At 49.0% G+C, this 20,665-nt stretch carries 1 protein-coding gene; it reads left to right on the top strand.

The features are described from left to right. The first annotated feature begins 163 nt into the window (after positions 1-163). Positions 164-20,563, top strand: a complete 20,400-nt coding sequence (locus tag R7Z47_RS03005; RefSeq protein ID WP_318129815.1) for a tandem-95 repeat protein — start codon at positions 164-166, stop codon at positions 20,561-20,563. The last annotated feature ends 102 nt before the right edge of the window (positions 20,564-20,665 follow it).

Raw genomic sequence — 20,665 nt, forward strand, 5'->3', positions numbered from 1 at the left:
AATGACAACAAGTAAGGATCTTTATACTGGGTTTTCAAATTTTTTTGTTTTTATGGAACTCGAAAGGTATGAAAAAAGTTGTATAAAAAAGTTGGTTTCTAAAAATGGTGTCCTTTACTGCCTCTAAATACGATCAGTTAGCTAAAAAGCAACGGAGGCTGTAATGGCAGGCGACACTAATCAAGAAAAAGACAATGAAAAGCTTAACGATGCGGTAGAGCAAACAGAAACGAAGGATACGGGGACAAAAGAAGAAAAACAGCAGTCGACCGTCTCTTCGACTGTAGCGACTGGTGCTGAAAGTGCAGATGCTGTTGATGAAGCCAATCGTGCGATGGAAGAAAATCCTAGTGGCGCGGGTACGGAAGAAGAAGCAGTGAGCTCGGGTGGCGCAGTTCAAGAAGAGGATACTGAAAGTAGCAGCGACTCTGACGCTGCACAATCCAATGTTGTTGATAGTGTAGCTTCTAGCGGAGAATCAGGTGACGAGGCTCTGGGCAGCGGTGGTTCGGATTCTGGGGCGGGTGCCCAAGCGGTCGGTGGTGGTGATGCCTCTGGCTCTGAAGGTGGTTCGGACGCAGAAGGCAATGAAGCGCAAGGACAAGCGGTACAAACTTCATCTGCGCCAAGTGCTTCTTCAGACTCTGAAGGTTCTCAAGGTGGTGACGAGCTAGATTCAGAAACCACTGAAGAGAGCTTCGCGGTGGATGTACAAGACACCAGCGAAGAAACTACGACGCAAGTAGAAGACGATTTCGACTCCGAAACTACGAGCGAAACGTTCCAGATTAAAGTCGAAGGTGAAAATGACGCGCCAGAAGTAGGGCAAGATCTGGCATACATCATGGATGAAGATGGCACTATTACCTTCACTCAAGAACAACTTCTCGGATACGCGAGTGATGTTGATGGCGATGATCTTGCCGCATTCAACGTGCAAGTGGGTGCTAATGCATCGGTTGTGGATAATGGTGATGGCACTTATACCGTCACACCTGATACTGATTTTAATGGTGAACTCGGTTTAACGTTTGATATCAGTGATGGTCAAGAAACCGTTTCAAGTTCTATCGATTTAACCGTTCGTCCAATCAATGACGCACCAGTGCCTGAAGATAAAACCTTTGAGGTGGAAGAGGACGGAACTCTGATCTTCACCGATGCTGACCTGCTTGCTGGCGCAACGGATATTGAAGGTGACAACCTAACCGTTGAAGGTGTGAGCTACGATGGTGGCGACGGCATCCTGACTGACAACGGCAATGGGACATACACTTTTGCGCCAAATGAAAACTTCAACGGCGATGTGAACTTCAGCTTTGATGTGTCCGACGGCACAGATACGGTTTCTGCCAACATTGATGTCAGTGTTACGCCTGTCGATGATGCACCAGTATCTGGCAATCTTGCTTACTCGGTGGATGAAGATGGCTCGATTCGTTTGAGCCAAGAGCAGTTGTTGTCGCAAGCTTCCGATGTGGAAGGCGATGCACTGACGGCATCTAATCTTTCGGTAGATGGCAACGCGACGGTGACTCAAAACGACGATGGTAGCTTCACTATCACGCCGGACGCAGATTTCAACGGTGATATCGACATCAGCTTCGATATTTCCGATGGCACGAACACCGTTCAAGCAACCGCTGATCTAACGGTTAATCCAATCAACGATTTGCCTGTTCCTCAAGACCAGCAGTTCAGCGTGGAAGAAGATGGCACGCTGATCTTTACGGACGCAGACCTGCTCAGTGGTGCAACGGATATTGAAGGCGATAACCTAACAGTTGAAGGTGTGAGCTACGACGGTAGCGATGGCATCCTGACCGACAACGGCAATGGGACTTACACTTTTGCGCCAAATGAAAATTTCAATGGTGATGTGAACTTCAGCTTTGATGTATCCGATGGCACAGATACGGTTTCTGCCAACATTGATGTAAGCGTCACACCAGTCGATGATGCGCCAGTGTCTGGCAATCTTGCTTACTCGGTGGACGAAGATGGCTCGATTCGTTTGAGCCAAGAGCAGTTGTTGTCGCAAGCTTCCGATGTGGAAGGCGACGCACTGACGGCATCTAATCTTTCGGTAGATGGCAATGCGACGGTGACTCAAAACGACGATGGTAGCTTCACCATCACGCCGGACGCAGATTTTAATGGTGATATCGACATCAGCTTCGATATTTCAGATGGCACGAATACCGTTCAAGCAACTGCTGACCTAACCGTTAACCCAATCAACGATCTGCCGGTTCCTCAAGACCAACAATTCAGTGTGGAAGAGGACGGCACGCTGCAATTTACTGATGCGGATCTGCTTGCTGGTGCGACCGACATTGAAGGCGATGACCTTTCTGTAACCGGAATCAGCTACGAAGGAACCGACGGCGTTCTAACTGACAATGGCGATGGCACATATAGCTTTGCGCCAAATGAGAACTTCAATGGTGATGTAAACTTCAGCTTCGACGTATCTGATGGCACAGATATGGTTTCAGCGAATGTGGATGTGAGCGTTACGCCGGTGAATGATCCTCCGGTGGCAGGCTCAACGTCTTACACGGTTCACGAAGACAACTCTATTACCATTTCTGACGCGCAGCTGTTGGCAAACTCTTCGGATTTAGAAGGGGATGTCTCGATTGATAGCGTGAGCTACTCTGGCAGCGATGGTGTGTTGCAAATCAATGGTGACGGTACGTACACCTTCTCTCCAAATGAAAACTTTAATGGTGAAGTGACGCTTGATGTTGTCGTCGCTGATGAAGAAGGCGCAACGGATGTCACCACTGCTGGCATTACAGTACTGGAAGTGAACGATCCACCAGTCGCAGGACCAACTTCTTACACCATTGATGAAGATTCTGTTCTGACCTTCAGTGAGTCGCAAGTGCTGTTGAATGCCTCTGATGTGGAAGGCGATGTAGAGCTTGTTGGCATTAGTTACGATGGTCCGGATGGCATTTTCACCGTTAACGATGATGGCACGTGCAGCTTCGCGCCAAACGAGAACTTTAACGGACAAGTTCAACTTGATGTGACCATTCGAGATGAAGATGGAGCTGAAGTTGATACCGTCATCAATGTGAATGTATTGCCAATCAATGATGCGCCAGTATCGGGTGATTTGGCTTATAGCGTTGATGAAGACGGTGCGATTACACTCAGCCAAGAGCAGCTTCTTTCTCAAGCGTCTGATATTGAGGGCGATGACCTGACTGCTAGCGATTTGACTGTCGATGGAAACGCAACCGTCACAGCGAACGATGATGGCAGCTTCACGATTACGCCAGATGCGGACTTTAATGGTGACATTGATATCCAATTCAACATTACAGATGGCACAGACACAATCCAAGCAACGGCGGATCTAACGGTTAATCCAGTTAACGATCTTCCTGTTCCTCAAGACCAGCAGTTCAGTGTTGAAGAAGATGGCACGCTTCAGTTTACCGATGCAGACTTGCTTGCTGGCGCGACCGACATCGATGGCGATAACTTAACGGTTGATGGCATTAGCTACACAGGCAGCGATGGTGTGCTGACTGACCACGGTGATGGTACTTACACCTTTGCACCAAATGAAAACTTCAACGGCGATGTCAGCTTTAGCTTTGGTGTTTCTGACGGCACTGAGACCGTACCTGCCAATGTGGATGTGAGCGTCACTCCAGTGAACGATCCTCCGGTTGCGGGTTCAACGTCTTACACGGTTGATGAAGATAATGCGATTACCATTTCCGACGAGCAGCTTCTGGCTAACTCTTCGGATGTGGAAGGCGCAGTGTCCATCGATAGCGTGACCTATTCAGGCACCGATGGCGTATTCCAAGACAACGGTGACGGCACTTACACCTTCATGCCAAATGAGAACTTCAGCGGTGATATCAGCCTTGATGTGATTGTGGCGGATGAGCAAGGTGCGATTGACGAAACGACCGCAGGCATTACGGTCATTGAAGTGAATGATCCTCCAGTTGCCGGTCCAACGTCTTACACGATTGATGAAGATTCAGTACTGACATTTAGTGAGTCACAAATTCTTGCCAACGCATCTGATATCGAGGGTGATGTAGAGCTTGTTGGCATCAGCTATGAAGGCTCGGATGGTATCTTTACCGTCAATGGCGATGGTACTTGTAGTTTTGCGCCAAACGAGAACTTCAATGGTCAAGTTCAGTTGGATGTGACCATTCAAGATGAGAATGGGGCAACCGTTGATACGCACATCAATGTCGATGTATTGCCAATCAACGATCCACCAGTATCGGGCGATTTGGCTTACACCATCAACGAAGACAGCTCAATTACGTTAAGCCAAGAGCAGTTGCTTGCCAAAGCGGGCGATATTGATAGCGAGAACCTTGAAGCCATCAATCTATCGACAGATGACAACGCGACAATTCAATACAACGATGATGGCAGTTACACCATCACACCGGATGAAAACTACAACGGCGACCTAGATCTGACCTTCGATATCATTGATAACGATGGTGGCTCGGTACAAGTTGGTCTGGATATTACGGTTAATCCTGTGAATGACTTGCCACAAGGGCAAGATCAACAGTTCACGGTAGAAGAAGATGGCACCTTGCTGTTCACGGATGCAGACCTATTGGAAGGCGCATCGGATATTGATGGCGATGATCTGTCTATCGAAAACGTTCTCTACACAGGTGCGGATGGTGTGCTTACCGACAATGGCGATGGCACTTACAGCTTCGCGCCGAATGAAAACTTCAACGGTGATGTTCAGTTCACATTCGATGTGTCTGACGGCACAGGTTCAACACCTGCATTCATTGATGTCAGCGTGACTCCAGTGAACGATCCGCCGGTGGCAGGTTCTACGTCTTACACGGTTCAAGAAGACGGTCAAATCACCATTAGTGACGAGCAGTTGTTAGCCAACTCTTCTGATGTGGAAGGCGATGTAGCCTTGGCGAATGTTAGCTACTCTGGTAACGACGGTAGCTTCGTGGACAACGGCGATGGCACATATACCTTTACGCCAAATGAGAACTTTGACGGTAATATTTCGCTCGACGTTACGGTCATCGACCAAGATGGTGCAACGGATACGACAACCGCAGGCATCGATGTTATCGCGGTGAACGACGCACCTGAAACATCAGGCATTCAAGCTGAAGTAGATGAAGATAATGCCATCACCATCACGCAAGAACAGTTGCTTGCGAATGCGACAGACATTGAAGGTGATGACCTTGTTGCCAGCAATCTACAAACCAATGACCCAGATGCGACGATCGTAGCCAACGATGATGGTTCTTTCACCATTACGCATACGGAAAACTTTAACGGTGAGTTGGACTTCACTTACAACATCAGCGATGGCGAAAATGATGTTCTGACCACGTTGGATCTGACCGTTAATCCTGTCAACGATGCGCCAGAAGCGGGCGACGAGATCTTTATTCAAGCAGAAGAAGACCAAACAGTGGGTGTTTCTCTGCGTGAAGAGCCTGCGTTACGTCTCGACCAAGCCCCTGAAAACGGCATCATTGAAGCAAATCTAAATGACGAATGGGTACAGCTAGAAGTCGGGCAGGAGGTGCCTGCAGACACGGAAGTGCGCTTCATTCCAAATGATGATGCATTGGCGAACGGTACGCATACGAGTCAAATTGGTACCTTTGACGACAACGCCAGCCTTGATGATTGGGGTACTGCTGTTGACCCTTACACACGTGAGTTTGTCGATGGCGATTTGAAAGTTACCGTTCAAAGTAATGATGACCCACTCGGTGCGTGGAATGGTAAAACACACATCGGTCACGGTATTGGCGATACTGACCGCCAAGGCTTGAGCGGTGATGAAAAACTAACTGTGACCGTTGAAGGTCAAGACATCAACGAAATCAGCTTCCACCTAGATGGTCTAGGCGGCTGGTTTATGGAGGAGTCTCGCCACTTTACGGAAGTCGAAATTCGCGCATTCAACTCCGATGGTGACTTGATCGACTCGATGACTTACCACAAAGAAGATCGTGGTAGCTATGAGACGGATTACACCCTAACGGTGAACGAGCCTGTATCTTACTTTGAGCTAGGTACGATTCAAGGTAACGGTACTTACGTGGTTCAAAACATGACGGTTTCGCAAACTTGTCATGATGAAGCGGTGTTCACATCTATTGGCGTGGACGGCACGGAAATCACTGAAACGGTAGAACTGAATATCCGTGAAGGTGACAGTGAAATCGAACTGACCGCTGACCTGCCAAATGTGACTATCGATACCGAAGGTTCTACGCAGTTTGCCTCTGTGGTAATCACAGAAGAGCAGCTTCTCGCACAAGCGAGTGATATCGATAGCGATGTTCTTGATATTCAAAACCTTGAGCTGGTGGGGGATAACGCGGAGCACGCTACGTTAACCGACAACGGCGATGGTACATGGACAGTCACACCAGATGAGAACTTCTACGGTGAGATTGAGCTTGGTTACCAAGTTACAGATGGTGGACTCACTGACGACAACATCATCAACATCAACTTCGAAGCAGTAAACGATGCGCCAATTGTTTCTGGTCCGATTGTATTGTCGACTGATGAGGATGTGGGCATTACGTTTAGCGCGGACGACCTGCTTGCGAATGCAAGTGACGTGGAAGGCGATGCGCTGTCTATCTCTGATATCTCTTACAGCGGTGATAACGGTGAGCTTGTCGACAATGGCGACGGCACTTACACCTTTATGCCGAATGAAAACTTCAATGGTGAAGTCGACATCGACTACAAAGTCTTCGATGGCACCGATGAAGTCGATACCCATCTAGATCTGACCGTTATTCCTGTCAACGATGTGCCAGTTCCTGGTGCACCGCTGCATACTCAAATGCTAGAAAACGGCACCATCATCATCGAAGCAAAAGACCTGTTATCAGGTGCGACTGATGTGGATGGCGACATTCTGCATATCGAGAATCTGCTGCTTGTTGACCAGTCACAAGGTACGTTGACAGATAACGGCGACAACACCTTTACCTTCGAACCAACTTCGAACTTCTATGGTGAAGTGAACCTGACCTTCGACATCAGCGATGGTCAAGCAAGTGCACCAAGCACTGCGAAGATCGATGTTGAGATCGTCAACGAAGGTCCAGAGGTCAGCGGTCCGGTTGATGCGGTCGTCGATGAAGATGGCTCAATTACCATCACTCAAGAAGACTTGTTAGCGAACGCGACGGACGTGGATGGTGACAACCTTGAAGCGGTGAACCTGTCGACCAACGATCCTAATGCAACCATCGTTGAGAACGCTGATGGTAGCTTCACGATTACGCCGAGTGAAAACTTCTTTGGTGAAATCGAATTTACTTATGACGTAACTGACGCGATCGAAACCGTCGCCGCGGATCTAAACCTCACTGTTAACCCAGTGAACGACCTGCCAGATGTACCTGATTTGTCCTTCACCACAGAAGACGGTGAAGCCATCACGATTACTGAAGCAGAGCTGCTGGCTCAAGCGACGGACATCGAAGGCGATGACTTATCTGTTGTGAACGTGACGAGCTCAAGCGATACGGTTCAAGTGACAGACAATGGCGATGGCACCTACACGTTAACGCCAGAGCAGGGCTTCTTTGGTAATGTTGACCTCACGTTTGATGTGAGTGATGGCACCGATGTGGTGGCGGCAAACATCGACTTGAAAGTTGAGTTCGTCAACGACGCACCAGAAGCAGCGCCAATCGTGGCAGACGTGGACGAGGATGGCTCTATCCTCGTGACACAAGAAATGCTGCTTGAAAATGCCAGCGATCAAGATGGTGATGACCTATACGCAACGGCACTAGAAACCAATGATCCGAATGCCTCTATCGTGGATAACGGCGACGGCACCTTCACGGTGACACCGTCGGAAAACTTCAATGGTGACATTGCATTCACTTATGAAGTGAGTGACGGTGAACTAAGTGTTGCTAATGAAATGACATTGACGGTGAATCCAGTCAATGACATTCCAATTGTTGCGCCTGGCATGTACCAAATTGAAGAGGATGGCAGCATCCTGTTCACGCAAGAAGATCTGCTAAGTGGCGCGATTGATATTGATGGTGATGACCTCACCGTTACCAGCATTAACTACTCGGGTGATGAAGGTACTGTAACGGACAACGGTGACGGTACATTTAGCTTCGTACCAGAAGAGCACTTCAGTGGTGACTTGCAGTTCAGCTTTACGGTTTCTGACGGTACGGATGAAGTTGAGCAAGACATTAATGTCCATATCGAAGCCGTGGCAGATGCGCCAGACCTAGTCATCACTGATGGCGACGGTCGAAACGTGGATGACCAAGCGATCTTGGTTGAGCCAGGCGGTATTGTTGAAGTGAACATCGCCGCAGCATTGGTTGACCAAGACTTGTCAGAAACGCTGACTGTGACCGTTGATGGCGTTCCAGAAGGTTCGGTGATCAGCTACGACAACGAAGGGGTACTTAACGATCAAGACAACGGTATCACCAGTTTTAACGATACTGAAATCACGGTTACCTTTGAAGGTGAAACCGCGGGTTACCAAAACGCAGCTGGCTATTACAAAGTTGATGAAGACGGCAATATCACGGGCGTTGAAGTGGTGTACGAAAACGCCTCTCAAGTTGGCGGAGGCGGTGACCTCATTCCGGGACAAGATCAGTTCAGCTTCCAAATCTCGGAAGGGGAAAGCTTCAACCTATTCTTGATTCCTAACGGTCATAACTTCAATGACTTTGCGTCCATGCAAGATGGTCAGTATGAGTTCCGTGCGGCAGATGGCTCTCCTGCGAACATGGATACGGTCGACCCACAACTCGTGTTTGTGGGTGCTGATGGTTCTGAAACCGTGATTCAAAGCCAATTTGGTGATGCAGTCTTCCATGGCGGCACAAGCTCAGAGCTCAACCAAGATGGCATTGAACATACTCGAACTACTGTGAACGAAGACGGTGAACTGGTTTACGGCTTTGAAGATCTCTACGGTGGCGGCGATGCCGATTATAGTGACTTCAACTTCACCATTGATGTAGGTGAAGTGAACAGCCAGATCTACAGCGGTGAAGTAACAGTCGGTCCAGATGGTTCTGTAACGCTTCCAACCACAGCAATTGAACAAGAGCTACAGATTCAATTGCCAGAAGACTTTAACCAACAGCTAGAAATCAATGTAACGGCAACGGCGACAGAGCTATCAAATAATGATTCTGAAACCGTTTCTCAAACCATCTACGTCAATGCAACGGGTGCTCACATTGAACATACGCCTGAAGCATTGCCTGTTTCTGCTGTGGTTGAAGAAGATGGTTCAATCCTAATCACGCAAGAAGATTTGCTCGCTAATGCGCGTGACTTGGATGGAGACCAACTGACAGCACTGAACTTGGCAACGGATGATGAAAACATCACCATCACAGACAATGGTGACGGTACTTACACCTTAACGCCAGATGCGGACTTTAATGGTGACATCACCTTTACGTTCGATGTGTCTGACGGCGATGATGTTGTCTCAACCAACCTTGAGTTATTGGTGTCACCAGTTAACGATGCGCCTGAACCACAAGATCAAGCGTTCACCATTGGTGAAGATGGTGTGCTGACCTTTACTGATGCGGATCTCCTAACAGGCGCTACCGATATTGAAGGGGATGACTTATCTGTTGAGGGCGTCACTTACACAGGCGCGGACGGTGTTCTTACTGACAATGGTGATGGCACATATAGCTTCGCACCAAACGAGAACTTTAATGGCGACGTGAACTTCACTTTCGATGTTTCCGATGGCACGGATACCGTGACGGCGAATATCGACGTAAGCGTGACGCCGGAGAACGATCCACCGGTTGCAGGCAGCACGGCTTACACCGTTCATGAAGACAATTCGATTACCATTAGTAACGAACAGCTGTTGGCTAACTCGTCTGATATAGAAGGCGAAGTGGCGATTGATAGCGTGAGCTACAGCGGTAACGATGGCGTGCTGGAAATCAACGGTGATGGTACGTACACCTTCTCACCAAACGAAAATTTCAGCGGCGAGGTGAGCCTAGATGTTGTCGTTGTCGATGAAGATGGTGCAACGGACTCGACCACTGCAGGCATTACTGTGATTGAGGTAAATGACCCACCAATCGCAGGTCCTACCGCATACACTATCGATGAAGACCAAATTCTAACCTTCAGTGAATCGCAAGTGCTACTGAACGCTTCGGATGTTGAAGGGGATGTTGAGCTAGTAGGCATCAGCTACGACGGTCCAGATGGCATCTTCTCAGTAAACGGTGATGGTACTTGTAGCTTTGCACCGAATGAAAACTTCAACGGTCAAGTACAGTTGGATGTGACCATTCGCGATGAAGATGGCGCAGAGGTTGATACTTACATCACAGTCGATGTCTTACCAATCAATGATGCACCTGTATCTGGTAACTTGGCGTACAGCGTTGATGAAGACAATTCAATTACGCTAAGCCAAGAGCAGCTACTTGCTCAAGCATCGGATGTAGAAGGTGATGCGCTGACTGCGTCTAACCTAGTGGTTGACGGTGATGCAACGGTTACGGCAAACGACGATGGTAGCTTCACTATCACGCCAGATGCGAACTTCAATGGCGACATTGATATCACGTTCGACATCAATGATGGCAGCGACACTATTGTTGCAACGGCGGACCTAACGGTTAACCCAGTTAATGACTTGCCGCAGCCAGAAGATCAAGCGTTCACCATTGGTGAAGATGGTGTGTTGACCTTCACTGATCAAGACCTGCTGGATGGTGCAACGGACATCGATGGCGATGACCTATCGGTAGAAGGTGTCACTTACACAGGCGCAGATGGTGTCCTAACTGACAATGGAGATGGTACCTATAGCTTCGCGCCAAACGAAAACTTCAATGGCGACGTGAACTTTACCTTCGATGTTTCCGATGGCACGGATACCGTGACCGCAAATATCGATGTAAGCGTGACGCCAGAGAACGATCCACCAGTGGCAGGCAGCACGTCTTACACGGTGCATGAAGATAACTCGATCACCATCAGTGATGAACAGCTACTAGCGAACTCATCGGATATTGAAGGTGATGTATCGATTGATAGCGTTAGCTACAGCGGCACAGATGGTGTGTTCCAAGACAATGGTGACGGTACGTACACCTTCTCGCCAAACGAGAACTTCAATGGCGAAGTGAGCCTAGATGTTGTCGTGGTCGATGAAGACGGTGCGACGGATTCAACTACCGCAGGTATTACTGTTCTTGAGGTGAACGATCCACCAATCGCAGGTGCGACTAACTACTCAGTGAACGAAGACGAAGTCATCACCATTAGCTCTGAACAGCTATTGGCGAACGCTTCTGATGTTGAAGGTGAAGTTGCGATTGATAGCGTCAGCTACAGCGGCTCCGACGGTATCTTTACCGATAACGGTGACGGTACATTCAGCTTCGCACCAAACGCCAACTTCGATGGCGATGTGAGCCTAGATGTTGTGGTTGTTGATGAAGACGGTGCAACTGCGGCAACTAACGCAAACATCGATGTCTTGCCAATCAACGATGCGCCAGTATCGGGCAACTTGGCTTACAGTGTCGATGAAGACAATTCAATTACGCTAAGCCAAGAGCAGCTTCTTGCCCAAGCATCGGATGTAGAAGGCGACGCGCTAACCGCATCTAACCTAGTTGTTGACGGTGATGCAACGGTTACGGCAAACGATGATGGTAGCTTTACCATTACGCCAGATGCGAACTTCAATGGTGATATTGATATCACGTTCGACATCAACGATGGCAGCGACACTATTGTTGCAACGGCTGACCTAACGGTTAATCCAGTTAACGACCTACCACAGCCAGAAGATCAAGCGTTTACCATTGGTGAAGATGGCGTCTTGTTGTTCACTGATGAAGATCTGCTTGATGGCGCAACGGATATCGATGGCGATGACCTATCGGTTGAAGGTGTGTCTTACACTGGCGCAGATGGTGTCCTAACCGACAACGGTGACGGCACTTACAGCTTCGCGCCAAACGAAAACTTCAATGGCGACGTGAACTTTACCTTCGATGTTTCCGATGGCACGGATACCGTGACGGCGAATATCGACGTAAGCGTAACGCCAGAGAACGATCCTCCGGTTGCAGGCAGCACGTCTTACACGGTGCATGAAGACAATTCGATCACCATCAGTAACGAGCAGTTATTGGCTAACTCATCTGACGTCGAAGGCGAAGTAGCAATCGACAGCGTGAGCTACAGCGGCGCAGATGGCGTGTTCCAAGACAATGGTGATGGTACATACACCTTCTCGCCAAACGAGAACTTCAATGGTGAAGTCAGCCTAGATGTTGTTGTGGTAGACGAAGACGGTGCGACGGACTCAACCACCGCTGGCATTACTGTTCTTGAGGTGAACGATCCACCAATTGCCGGTGCAACTAGCTACTCAGTCAACGAAGACGAAGTCATCACCATCAGCTCTGAGCAGCTATTGGCGAATGCTTCTGACGTTGAAGGTGACGTCGCGATTGATAGCGTCAGCTACAGCGGCTCCGACGGTATCTTTACTGACAACGGCGATGGCACATTCAGCTTCGCACCAAACGAAAACTTCAACGGTGATGTCAGCCTTGATGTGGTTGTGACTGATGAAGATGGTGCAACGGTAGCAACCAATGCAAGCATCGATGTATTGCCAATCAATGATGCACCGGTATCAGGTGATTTGGCTTACAGCGTGGATGAAGATGGTTCTATCACTCTCAGTCAAGAGCAGCTTCTTGCACAAGCGGGCGATGTGGATGGTGATGATCTAACCGCATCCAACCTGACTGTTGACGGTAATGCGACCGTTGTTGCGAATGACGATGGTAGCTTCACTATCACACCAGATGCGGACTTCAATGGCGACATTGACTTGAGCTTCGACATTACGGACGGTGATGCAACCATTCAAGCCACTGCCGATCTGACTGTGAACCCAGTGAATGACTTGCCAACGGTTGGTCAGCCACAGTTTGTTACGCAAGAAGACACCAGCTTCACCTTCACCGAAGAGCAACTGCTGCAAAATGCAGGTGATATCGATGGTGATAACCTAACGGTTGAAAACGTTGCTTCTGACAGCGGTACTTTAGTCGATAACGGTGACGGCACGTACACCTTCGCGCCAAACGAAAACTTCGATGGCAACGTGAACGTAACGTTTGATGTCAACGATGGCACTGCAACCGTGCCAGCAGAAGCGAACATTGATGTTCAATCTGTGGTTGATATGCCAGAGCTTTCGATTGCTTCAGACTTGGTGATTGCCTCTGATAATTTCGAGTCTGGCTCGAACGGTTGGAACGCGAATACTGAAAGTTCACAAGGTTTCGAAACAGGCGACATGCTGGGTCGTATTGGTGGCACTGGCGGTGATGAAGCGGTCAGCAAAACCTACGATATTCCAAGCGATGTCAACGAAGTGAATATCTCGTTTAGCTTCTACGAAATCGATTCTTGGGATGGCGAGTCGTTCCAAATCTTTGTCGGCGGTGAACAGCTAACGACCTTAGAGAACTCCGCGTTCCGCACTCAAGATGGTACGACAACGCTTTACGACTCAGATGGTAACGAAGTGGGTGAAGTGATCCACGGAGCCTCTCAACGTGAAGGCTTCAGTGGTTGGAATGACCAAGCTCACCAAATCAACCTAACGGTTCCTGTCGAGGATGGTGAATTGCAACTGGGCTTCGGCTCAACCTTGAATCAAGACGTTTGGGATGAATCGTTCGGTATCGACAACATCGAAATCACGGTAGCGGATGCGGATTACCAAATCATTGGTACCGAAGATACACCTGTGCCGCTTGATATCGATGCAGCATTGACCGATACCGATGGCTCAGAAAACCTCGCTATCTTGATTGAAGATGTGCCAGAAGGCAGCGCATTATCAGCGGGTGTTGATAATGGCGACGGCACTTGGTCACTACAACCAGGCGAGCTAGAAGGACTAGAGTTTATCCCTTCTGCGGACTTCAACGGCGATGTGACGCTAACCGTGAATGCAACCTCTACAGATGTGGATACCGGAACCACGGCAACAGCAACGCAAGATGTGACGATTCATATCTCGCCAACCAATGACGCACCAGAAGTGACGGGCGATATCACGGCAGTCACCGCCGAAGACAACAGCATCACGCTGACTCAAGAACAGTTACTGGAGCACGCTGTTGATATCGATGGCGATGACTTAAGTGCAATCAACCTAAGCACCAATGATGAAAATGCGACGGTTGAAATGAACGAGGATGGCAGCTTCACCATTACTCCAAGCGAGAACTTCTACGGTGATATCGAGTTTAGTTACGATGTCACGGATGGTGAAGAAGTGGTTGCGGCTGGTCTCGACTTAACAGTAACACCAGTCAATGATGCTCCAGAGCCACAAGATCAAGCGTTCACCGTGGGTGAGGATGGTATTCTTACCTTCACAGATGCAGACCTATTAACAGGCGCGACGGATGTAGAAGGTGACAGCCTAACCGTTGAAGGCGTGACTTACACAGGTGCAGACGGTGTCCTAACTGACAATGGTGATGGTACGTACAGCTTCGCGCCGAACGAGAACTTCAATGGCGATGTGAACTTCACGTTTGATGTATCAGACGGTACGGATACAACCTCTGCCAACATTGATGTAACAGTTACGCCAGAGAACGATCCACCAGTTGCGGGCAGCACGTCTTACACTGTACATGAAGACAACTCGATCACCATCAGTGACGAGCAACTACTGGCTAATTCGTCTGATATCGAGGGTGATGTTGCGATCAGCAGCGTGAGCTACAGCGGTAACGACGGTGTGCTCGAAATTAATGGCGATGGTACTTACACCTTCTCACCAAACGAGAACTTTACAGGCGATGTTAGCCTAGATGTTGTCGTGGCTGACGAGGACGGCGCGGTTGATACAACAACAGCGGGTATTACCGTTCTTGAGGTGAACGATCCACCAATCGCAGGCACAACCAGTTACACCATTGATGAAGATGAAGTCATCACCATCAGTGCAGAACAGTTGTTGGCAAACTCTTCCGATATTGAAGGTGAGGTAGCACTAGATAGCGTGAGCTACAGTGGCAGCGAAGGTATCTTTACCGACAATGGTGATGGTACGTTTAGCTTTGCACCAAACCAAAACTTCAATGGTGAAGTGAACCTTGATGTTGTAGTCGTGGACGAAGATGGTGCGACCGCTTCGACGACGGCAAACATTGATGTTCTGCCAATCAATGATGCTCCAGTATCGGGTGACTTGGCTTACAGTGTCGATGAAGACAACTCAATCACGCTAAGCCAAGAACAATTGTTGGCACAAGCAACGGATGTAGAAGGTGATGCACTAACTGCATCTAACCTAGTGGTTGACGGTGATGCAACGGTTACGGCTAATGACGATGGCAGCTTTACCATTACGCCTGACGCGAACTTCAATGGCGACATTGATATCACGTTCGATATCAACGATGGCACCGATACTATCGTTGCAACGGCTGACCTAACGGTTAACCCAGTTAATGACTTACCGCAGCCGGAAGATCAAGCGTTCACCATTGGTGAAGATGGCGTGTTGACCTTCACTGATCAAGACCTGCTTGATGGTGCAACCGATATCGATGGCGATGACCTATCGGTAGAAGGTGTCACATACACTGGCGCGGACGGTGTCCTAACTGACAATGGCGATGGTACGTATAGCTTCGCTCCAAACGAAAACTTCAATGGCGACGTAAACTTTACCTTCGATGTTTCCGATGGCACGGATACCGTGACCGCGAATATCGATGTGAGTGTGACGCCAGAGAACGATCCACCGGTGGCAGGCAGCACGTCTTACACAGTGCATGAAGATAACTCGATCACCATCAGTGACGAGCAACTACTGGCTAATTCGTCTGATATCGAGGGTGATGTTGCGATCAGCAGCGTGAGCTACAGCGGTAACGACGGTGTGCTCGAAATTAATGGCGATGGTACTTACACCTTCTCACCAAACGAGAACTTTACAGGCGATGTTAGCCTAGATGTTGTCGTGGCTGACGAGGACGGCGCGGTTGATACAACAACAGCGGGTATTACCGTTCTTGAGGTGAACGATCCACCAATCGCAGGCACAACCAGTTACACCATTGATGAAGATGAAGTCATCACCATCAGTGCAGAACAGTTGTTGGCAAACTCTTCCGATATTGAAGGTGAGGTAGCACTAGATAGCGTGAGCTACAGTGGCAGCGAAGGTATCTTTACCGACAATGGTGATGGTACGTTTAGCTTTGCACCAAACCAAAACTTCAATGGTGAAGTGAACCTTGATGTTGTAGTCGTGGACGAAGATGGTGCGACCGCTTCGACGACGGCAAACATTGATGTTCTGCCAATCAATGATGCTCCAGTATCGGGTGACTTGGCTTACAGTGTCGACGAAGACAACTCAATCACGCTAAGCCAAGAACAATTGTTGGCACAAGCAACGGATGTAGAAGGTGATGCACTAACCGCTTCCAACCTAGTGGTTGACGGTGATGCGACGGTTACGGCTAATGACGATGGTAGCTTTACTATCACGCCTGACGCGAACTTCAATGGCGACATTGATATCACGTTCGATATCAATGATGGCAGCGATACTATCGTTGCAACGGCGGACCTAACGGTTAACCCAGTTAATGACTTGCCGCAGCCGGAAGATCAAGCGTTCACCATTGGTGAAGATGGCGTGTTGACCTTCACTGACCAGGATCTGCTTGATGGCGCAACGGATATCGATGGTGATGACCTATCGGTAGAAGGTGTCAATTACACTGGTGCCGATGGTGTCCTAACCGATAACGGTGATGGTACCTACAGCTTTGCTCCAAACGAGAACTTCAATGGTGATGTGAACTTTACCTTCGATGTTTCTGATGGCACGGATACCGTGACCGCAAATATCGACGTAAGCGTGACGCCAGAGAACGATCCACCGGTTGCAGGCAGCACGTCTTACACGGTGCATGAAGACAATTCGATCACCATCAGTAACGAGCAGTTATTGGCTAACTCATCTGACGTCGAAGGCGAAGTCGCGATTGATAGTGTCAGCTACAGCGGCGCAGATGGCGTGTTCCAAGACAATGGTGATGGTACGTACACCTTCTCTCCAAACGAGAACTTCAATGGCGAGGTCAGCCTAGACGTTGTAGTTGTCGATGAAGAGGGTGCGACAGACTCAACCACTGCGGGTATCACAGTACTTGAGGTGAACGATCCACCAATCGCAGGTGCGACAAGTTACTCTGTTAATGAAGACGAAGTCATTATCTTCACGAAAGAGCAACTGCTAGCGCAATCAAGCGATGTGGAAGGTGACGTGAGCCTAGAAAGCGTCTCTTACAGTGGTAGCGACGGTATTCTAACGGCGAATGACGATGGCACTTACAGCTTCGCGCCAAATGAAAACTTCAACGGTGGCGTAAGTCTTGACGTAGTAGTGGCTGATGAAGACGGTGCAACTGCGACAACCAACGCGAACATTGATGTATTGCCAGTCAACGATGCTCCGGTATCTGGCGATTTGGCTTACAGCGTCGATGAAGACGGTTCAATCACATTGAGTCAAGAGCAGTTACTGGCTCAAGCGGGTGACGTCGACAGCGATAATCTAGAAGCGGTGAACTTAACCGCGGTAGCCAATGCAACCGTTGTTGAGAACCAAGATGGTAGCTTTACGATTACGCCTGACGCGAACTTCAATGGCGATATCGACCTAAGTTTCGACTTGATTGATAACGATGGTGCGAGCGTGGAAGTGGGCGTCGACCTAACGGTGAACCCAATTAACGATGCGCCGCAATCAACGCCAGTGAATATTGCTGGCACCGAAGATACCACCATTCTAATCACGCAGGACATGTTGCTTGCTAACGCAACAGACATCGACAACACCTACGACGAACTGTCTGCTGTCGACCTAGTGATTGATGAGCAATACGGTGACTTGCTAGACAACGGTGATGGCACTTGGTCATTCACTCCGGCAGAGAACTTCAATGGTGATGTGCCAATGTCGTTCGGTGTCAGCGATGGTGATTTAGTGACGCCAGTTGAAGGCAATCTAAACATCGAAGCGGTTAACGATGCACCAGAAGCACCAACCATCCAGATGCAGGGCGAAGAAGATGTGGTCATGGTGATTGACCCAGCTTACATCGCTGATCAAGTTACGGATCTTGATGGTGACGAAATCAGCGTAGAAAGCATCACGGTTCGTGCTCCTGCAAATGCGACATTAACCCAGCAACCAGATGGTATGTACCACTTGGTGACCACTCAAGACTTCAATGGTTTGGTGGAACTGGGCTACACCGCGACGGATGGTGAAGAAGTGGTTGAAGGCTCGTTGAATGTGGATGTTATCCCAGTCAACGATGCTCCATTCAATGTGGGTAATGCCTTTATGGCAACCAACGAGGATGGCGCATTCACCTTCGACGCTGGCGACCTGATGAACTTGTTCGGCGATATCGATACTGAAAACCTAGTCGTATCACGCATTATCACCGCAGAAGGTGAAGATGGTGGTGAGGTAACAGACAACGGTGACGGTACTTGGACATTCACACCGACTGGCGATTTTGCAGGGGTTTCTGACTTGCAAGTTGTGGTAAGTGACGGTGAGTTTGAGACGGTTCTTGATGTACCAGTGTTTGTTCGCCCGGTTGCGGATGGCGCGGTCATCACAACCGACCATGATGGTCCGTTAGTCTTCGGTGAGGACGAAACGGGTCACCTAGGCTTGAATGTCGGTCTAATCGACGATTCAGAAACGCTAAGTAACCTAGTGATGACTGGTTTCCCTGTTGGCTTCGAAGTTACGGATGGTGTGAACACCATTACCATCACGGAACCGGGTCAATACATCGACTTGAACGAGTGGGATATCTCAGACCTGCAAATGACGCCTCCGGCTGACTTTAATGGCGAGTTCTTCGTAACCGTGACCGCAACAACGGTGGATTACGGTGACGAGCCAGAAGAGTTCGAAGATGGCATCGATTCAGGTGACTTCGAAACCCTAGCGGGTGAACCCGTTATCCTAACCGCTGATGACCTAATCGGATTGGCAGAAAACGTAGACGCTGACGCGGGTGATGAAGTGAAATTCGTTCACCTAGCTGACCGCAGCCAAGGTGAGATTGTCGATAACGGTGATGGCACATGGACATTCAATCCAGCACCAGGCTTTACGGGTGAAGCGGATATCGCTTACGTGATTGATAAAGACGGTGTGCTTCATGATGAGCAAACAGGCGTGGTCGTGAAAGAAGACGCACCACAAGAGAATGCTTCACCAGAAATCGACAGCATTTCTACCACAGAAATGGCAGCGGATGGCACCTTGTCGTTCACCAATGATGACATGCTATCGACCTTGAGCGATGCAGAAGGCGACAGCTTGAGCATTGAGTCAGTGAGCCTAATGGAAGGTCAAGGTGTGATAGAGACCGATAACCAAGGTAACTACCAATTCACACCAGCAGAAGGCTACACCGGAGATGTTCAAGTTGGCTTCATTGCAACTGACGGTGAAAACCGCATTGAGAGCTTCTTCAATGTCGACATCCAAGGTGAAGGTGAAACCACAACCAGCGAAGGCTACGCACTGGCTGATGATGGTTCACTAACACTAACGGAAGCGCAGTTGATTGAAGAGCTTGGCATTAGCCCTTCAGCAGAAGTGTTGGATGTCGCCGATGCAAACGATGCTGGTTTCTTTGCGAAATCAGGTGATGAAGAGTGGACATACTGGCCGAACGATGACTTCGATGGCAATTTGGCTATGGATGTTCAGGTCAACGACAATGGTGAAGTATCGACTCAGAATCTGAGCATCCAAGTTGCGGACGATTCAGCGCAAAGCGACGAGCCACAAATCCAAACTGCTCAAGCATCAGCAGAGCAGCAAGTTGGCGAAGCGCAACAGCCTGAAGAGCAAGCAGCAAACGGTGCAGACAGTGAAGAGGAGAGCGCAGCTGATGTGACTGCAGCACCAGGCGATACCATTTCTATCTCGGTTCCAGATGAGGTCAGCGGTAACGAATCGGTGGATTATGCAGAAATGTCCGGTCTACCTGATGGCGCATCGGTAAGCAACGCACTGGATAATGGCGATGGCAGCTTCACATTAAGTGGCAACCTGAACCAACCAGTATCGGTTGACCTACCTGAAGGTTACGAAGGTACGAGCGAAATCCAATTCCAAGGTTACGACGAATTGGGCAGCGCAGTAGAAGGTGCGAGTGGCACAGTTGAAGTTGAAGTCGATGATCAATACACCATGCAAGGTTCTGCTCAAGATCAGCAACCAGATATGGCGGGTATGGAATCTGGCGGCAGCGACTGGACAAGTGCAGGAGGTCAAGATCAAGGTGTTGACTTCACGGATGACTCTGGCAGCTTCGACTCGGATACTCAAACAGGTACTGACCAAGGCAACGATTTCGATCAAAGCTCAATGTAACCAGTCCTAGACTAGGGCAGTGTCATTGCTGCCCAAACCCAAGCCATGCAGGGCCAACTTTGCATGGCTTTTTTGTTGGGTTTCTTTCTATGAGCTGTAGAA

It is taken from the genome of Vibrio sp. 1641 (assembly GCF_033339995.1).
Classification (GTDB): Bacteria; Pseudomonadota; Gammaproteobacteria; order Enterobacterales; family Vibrionaceae; genus Vibrio; species Vibrio alginolyticus.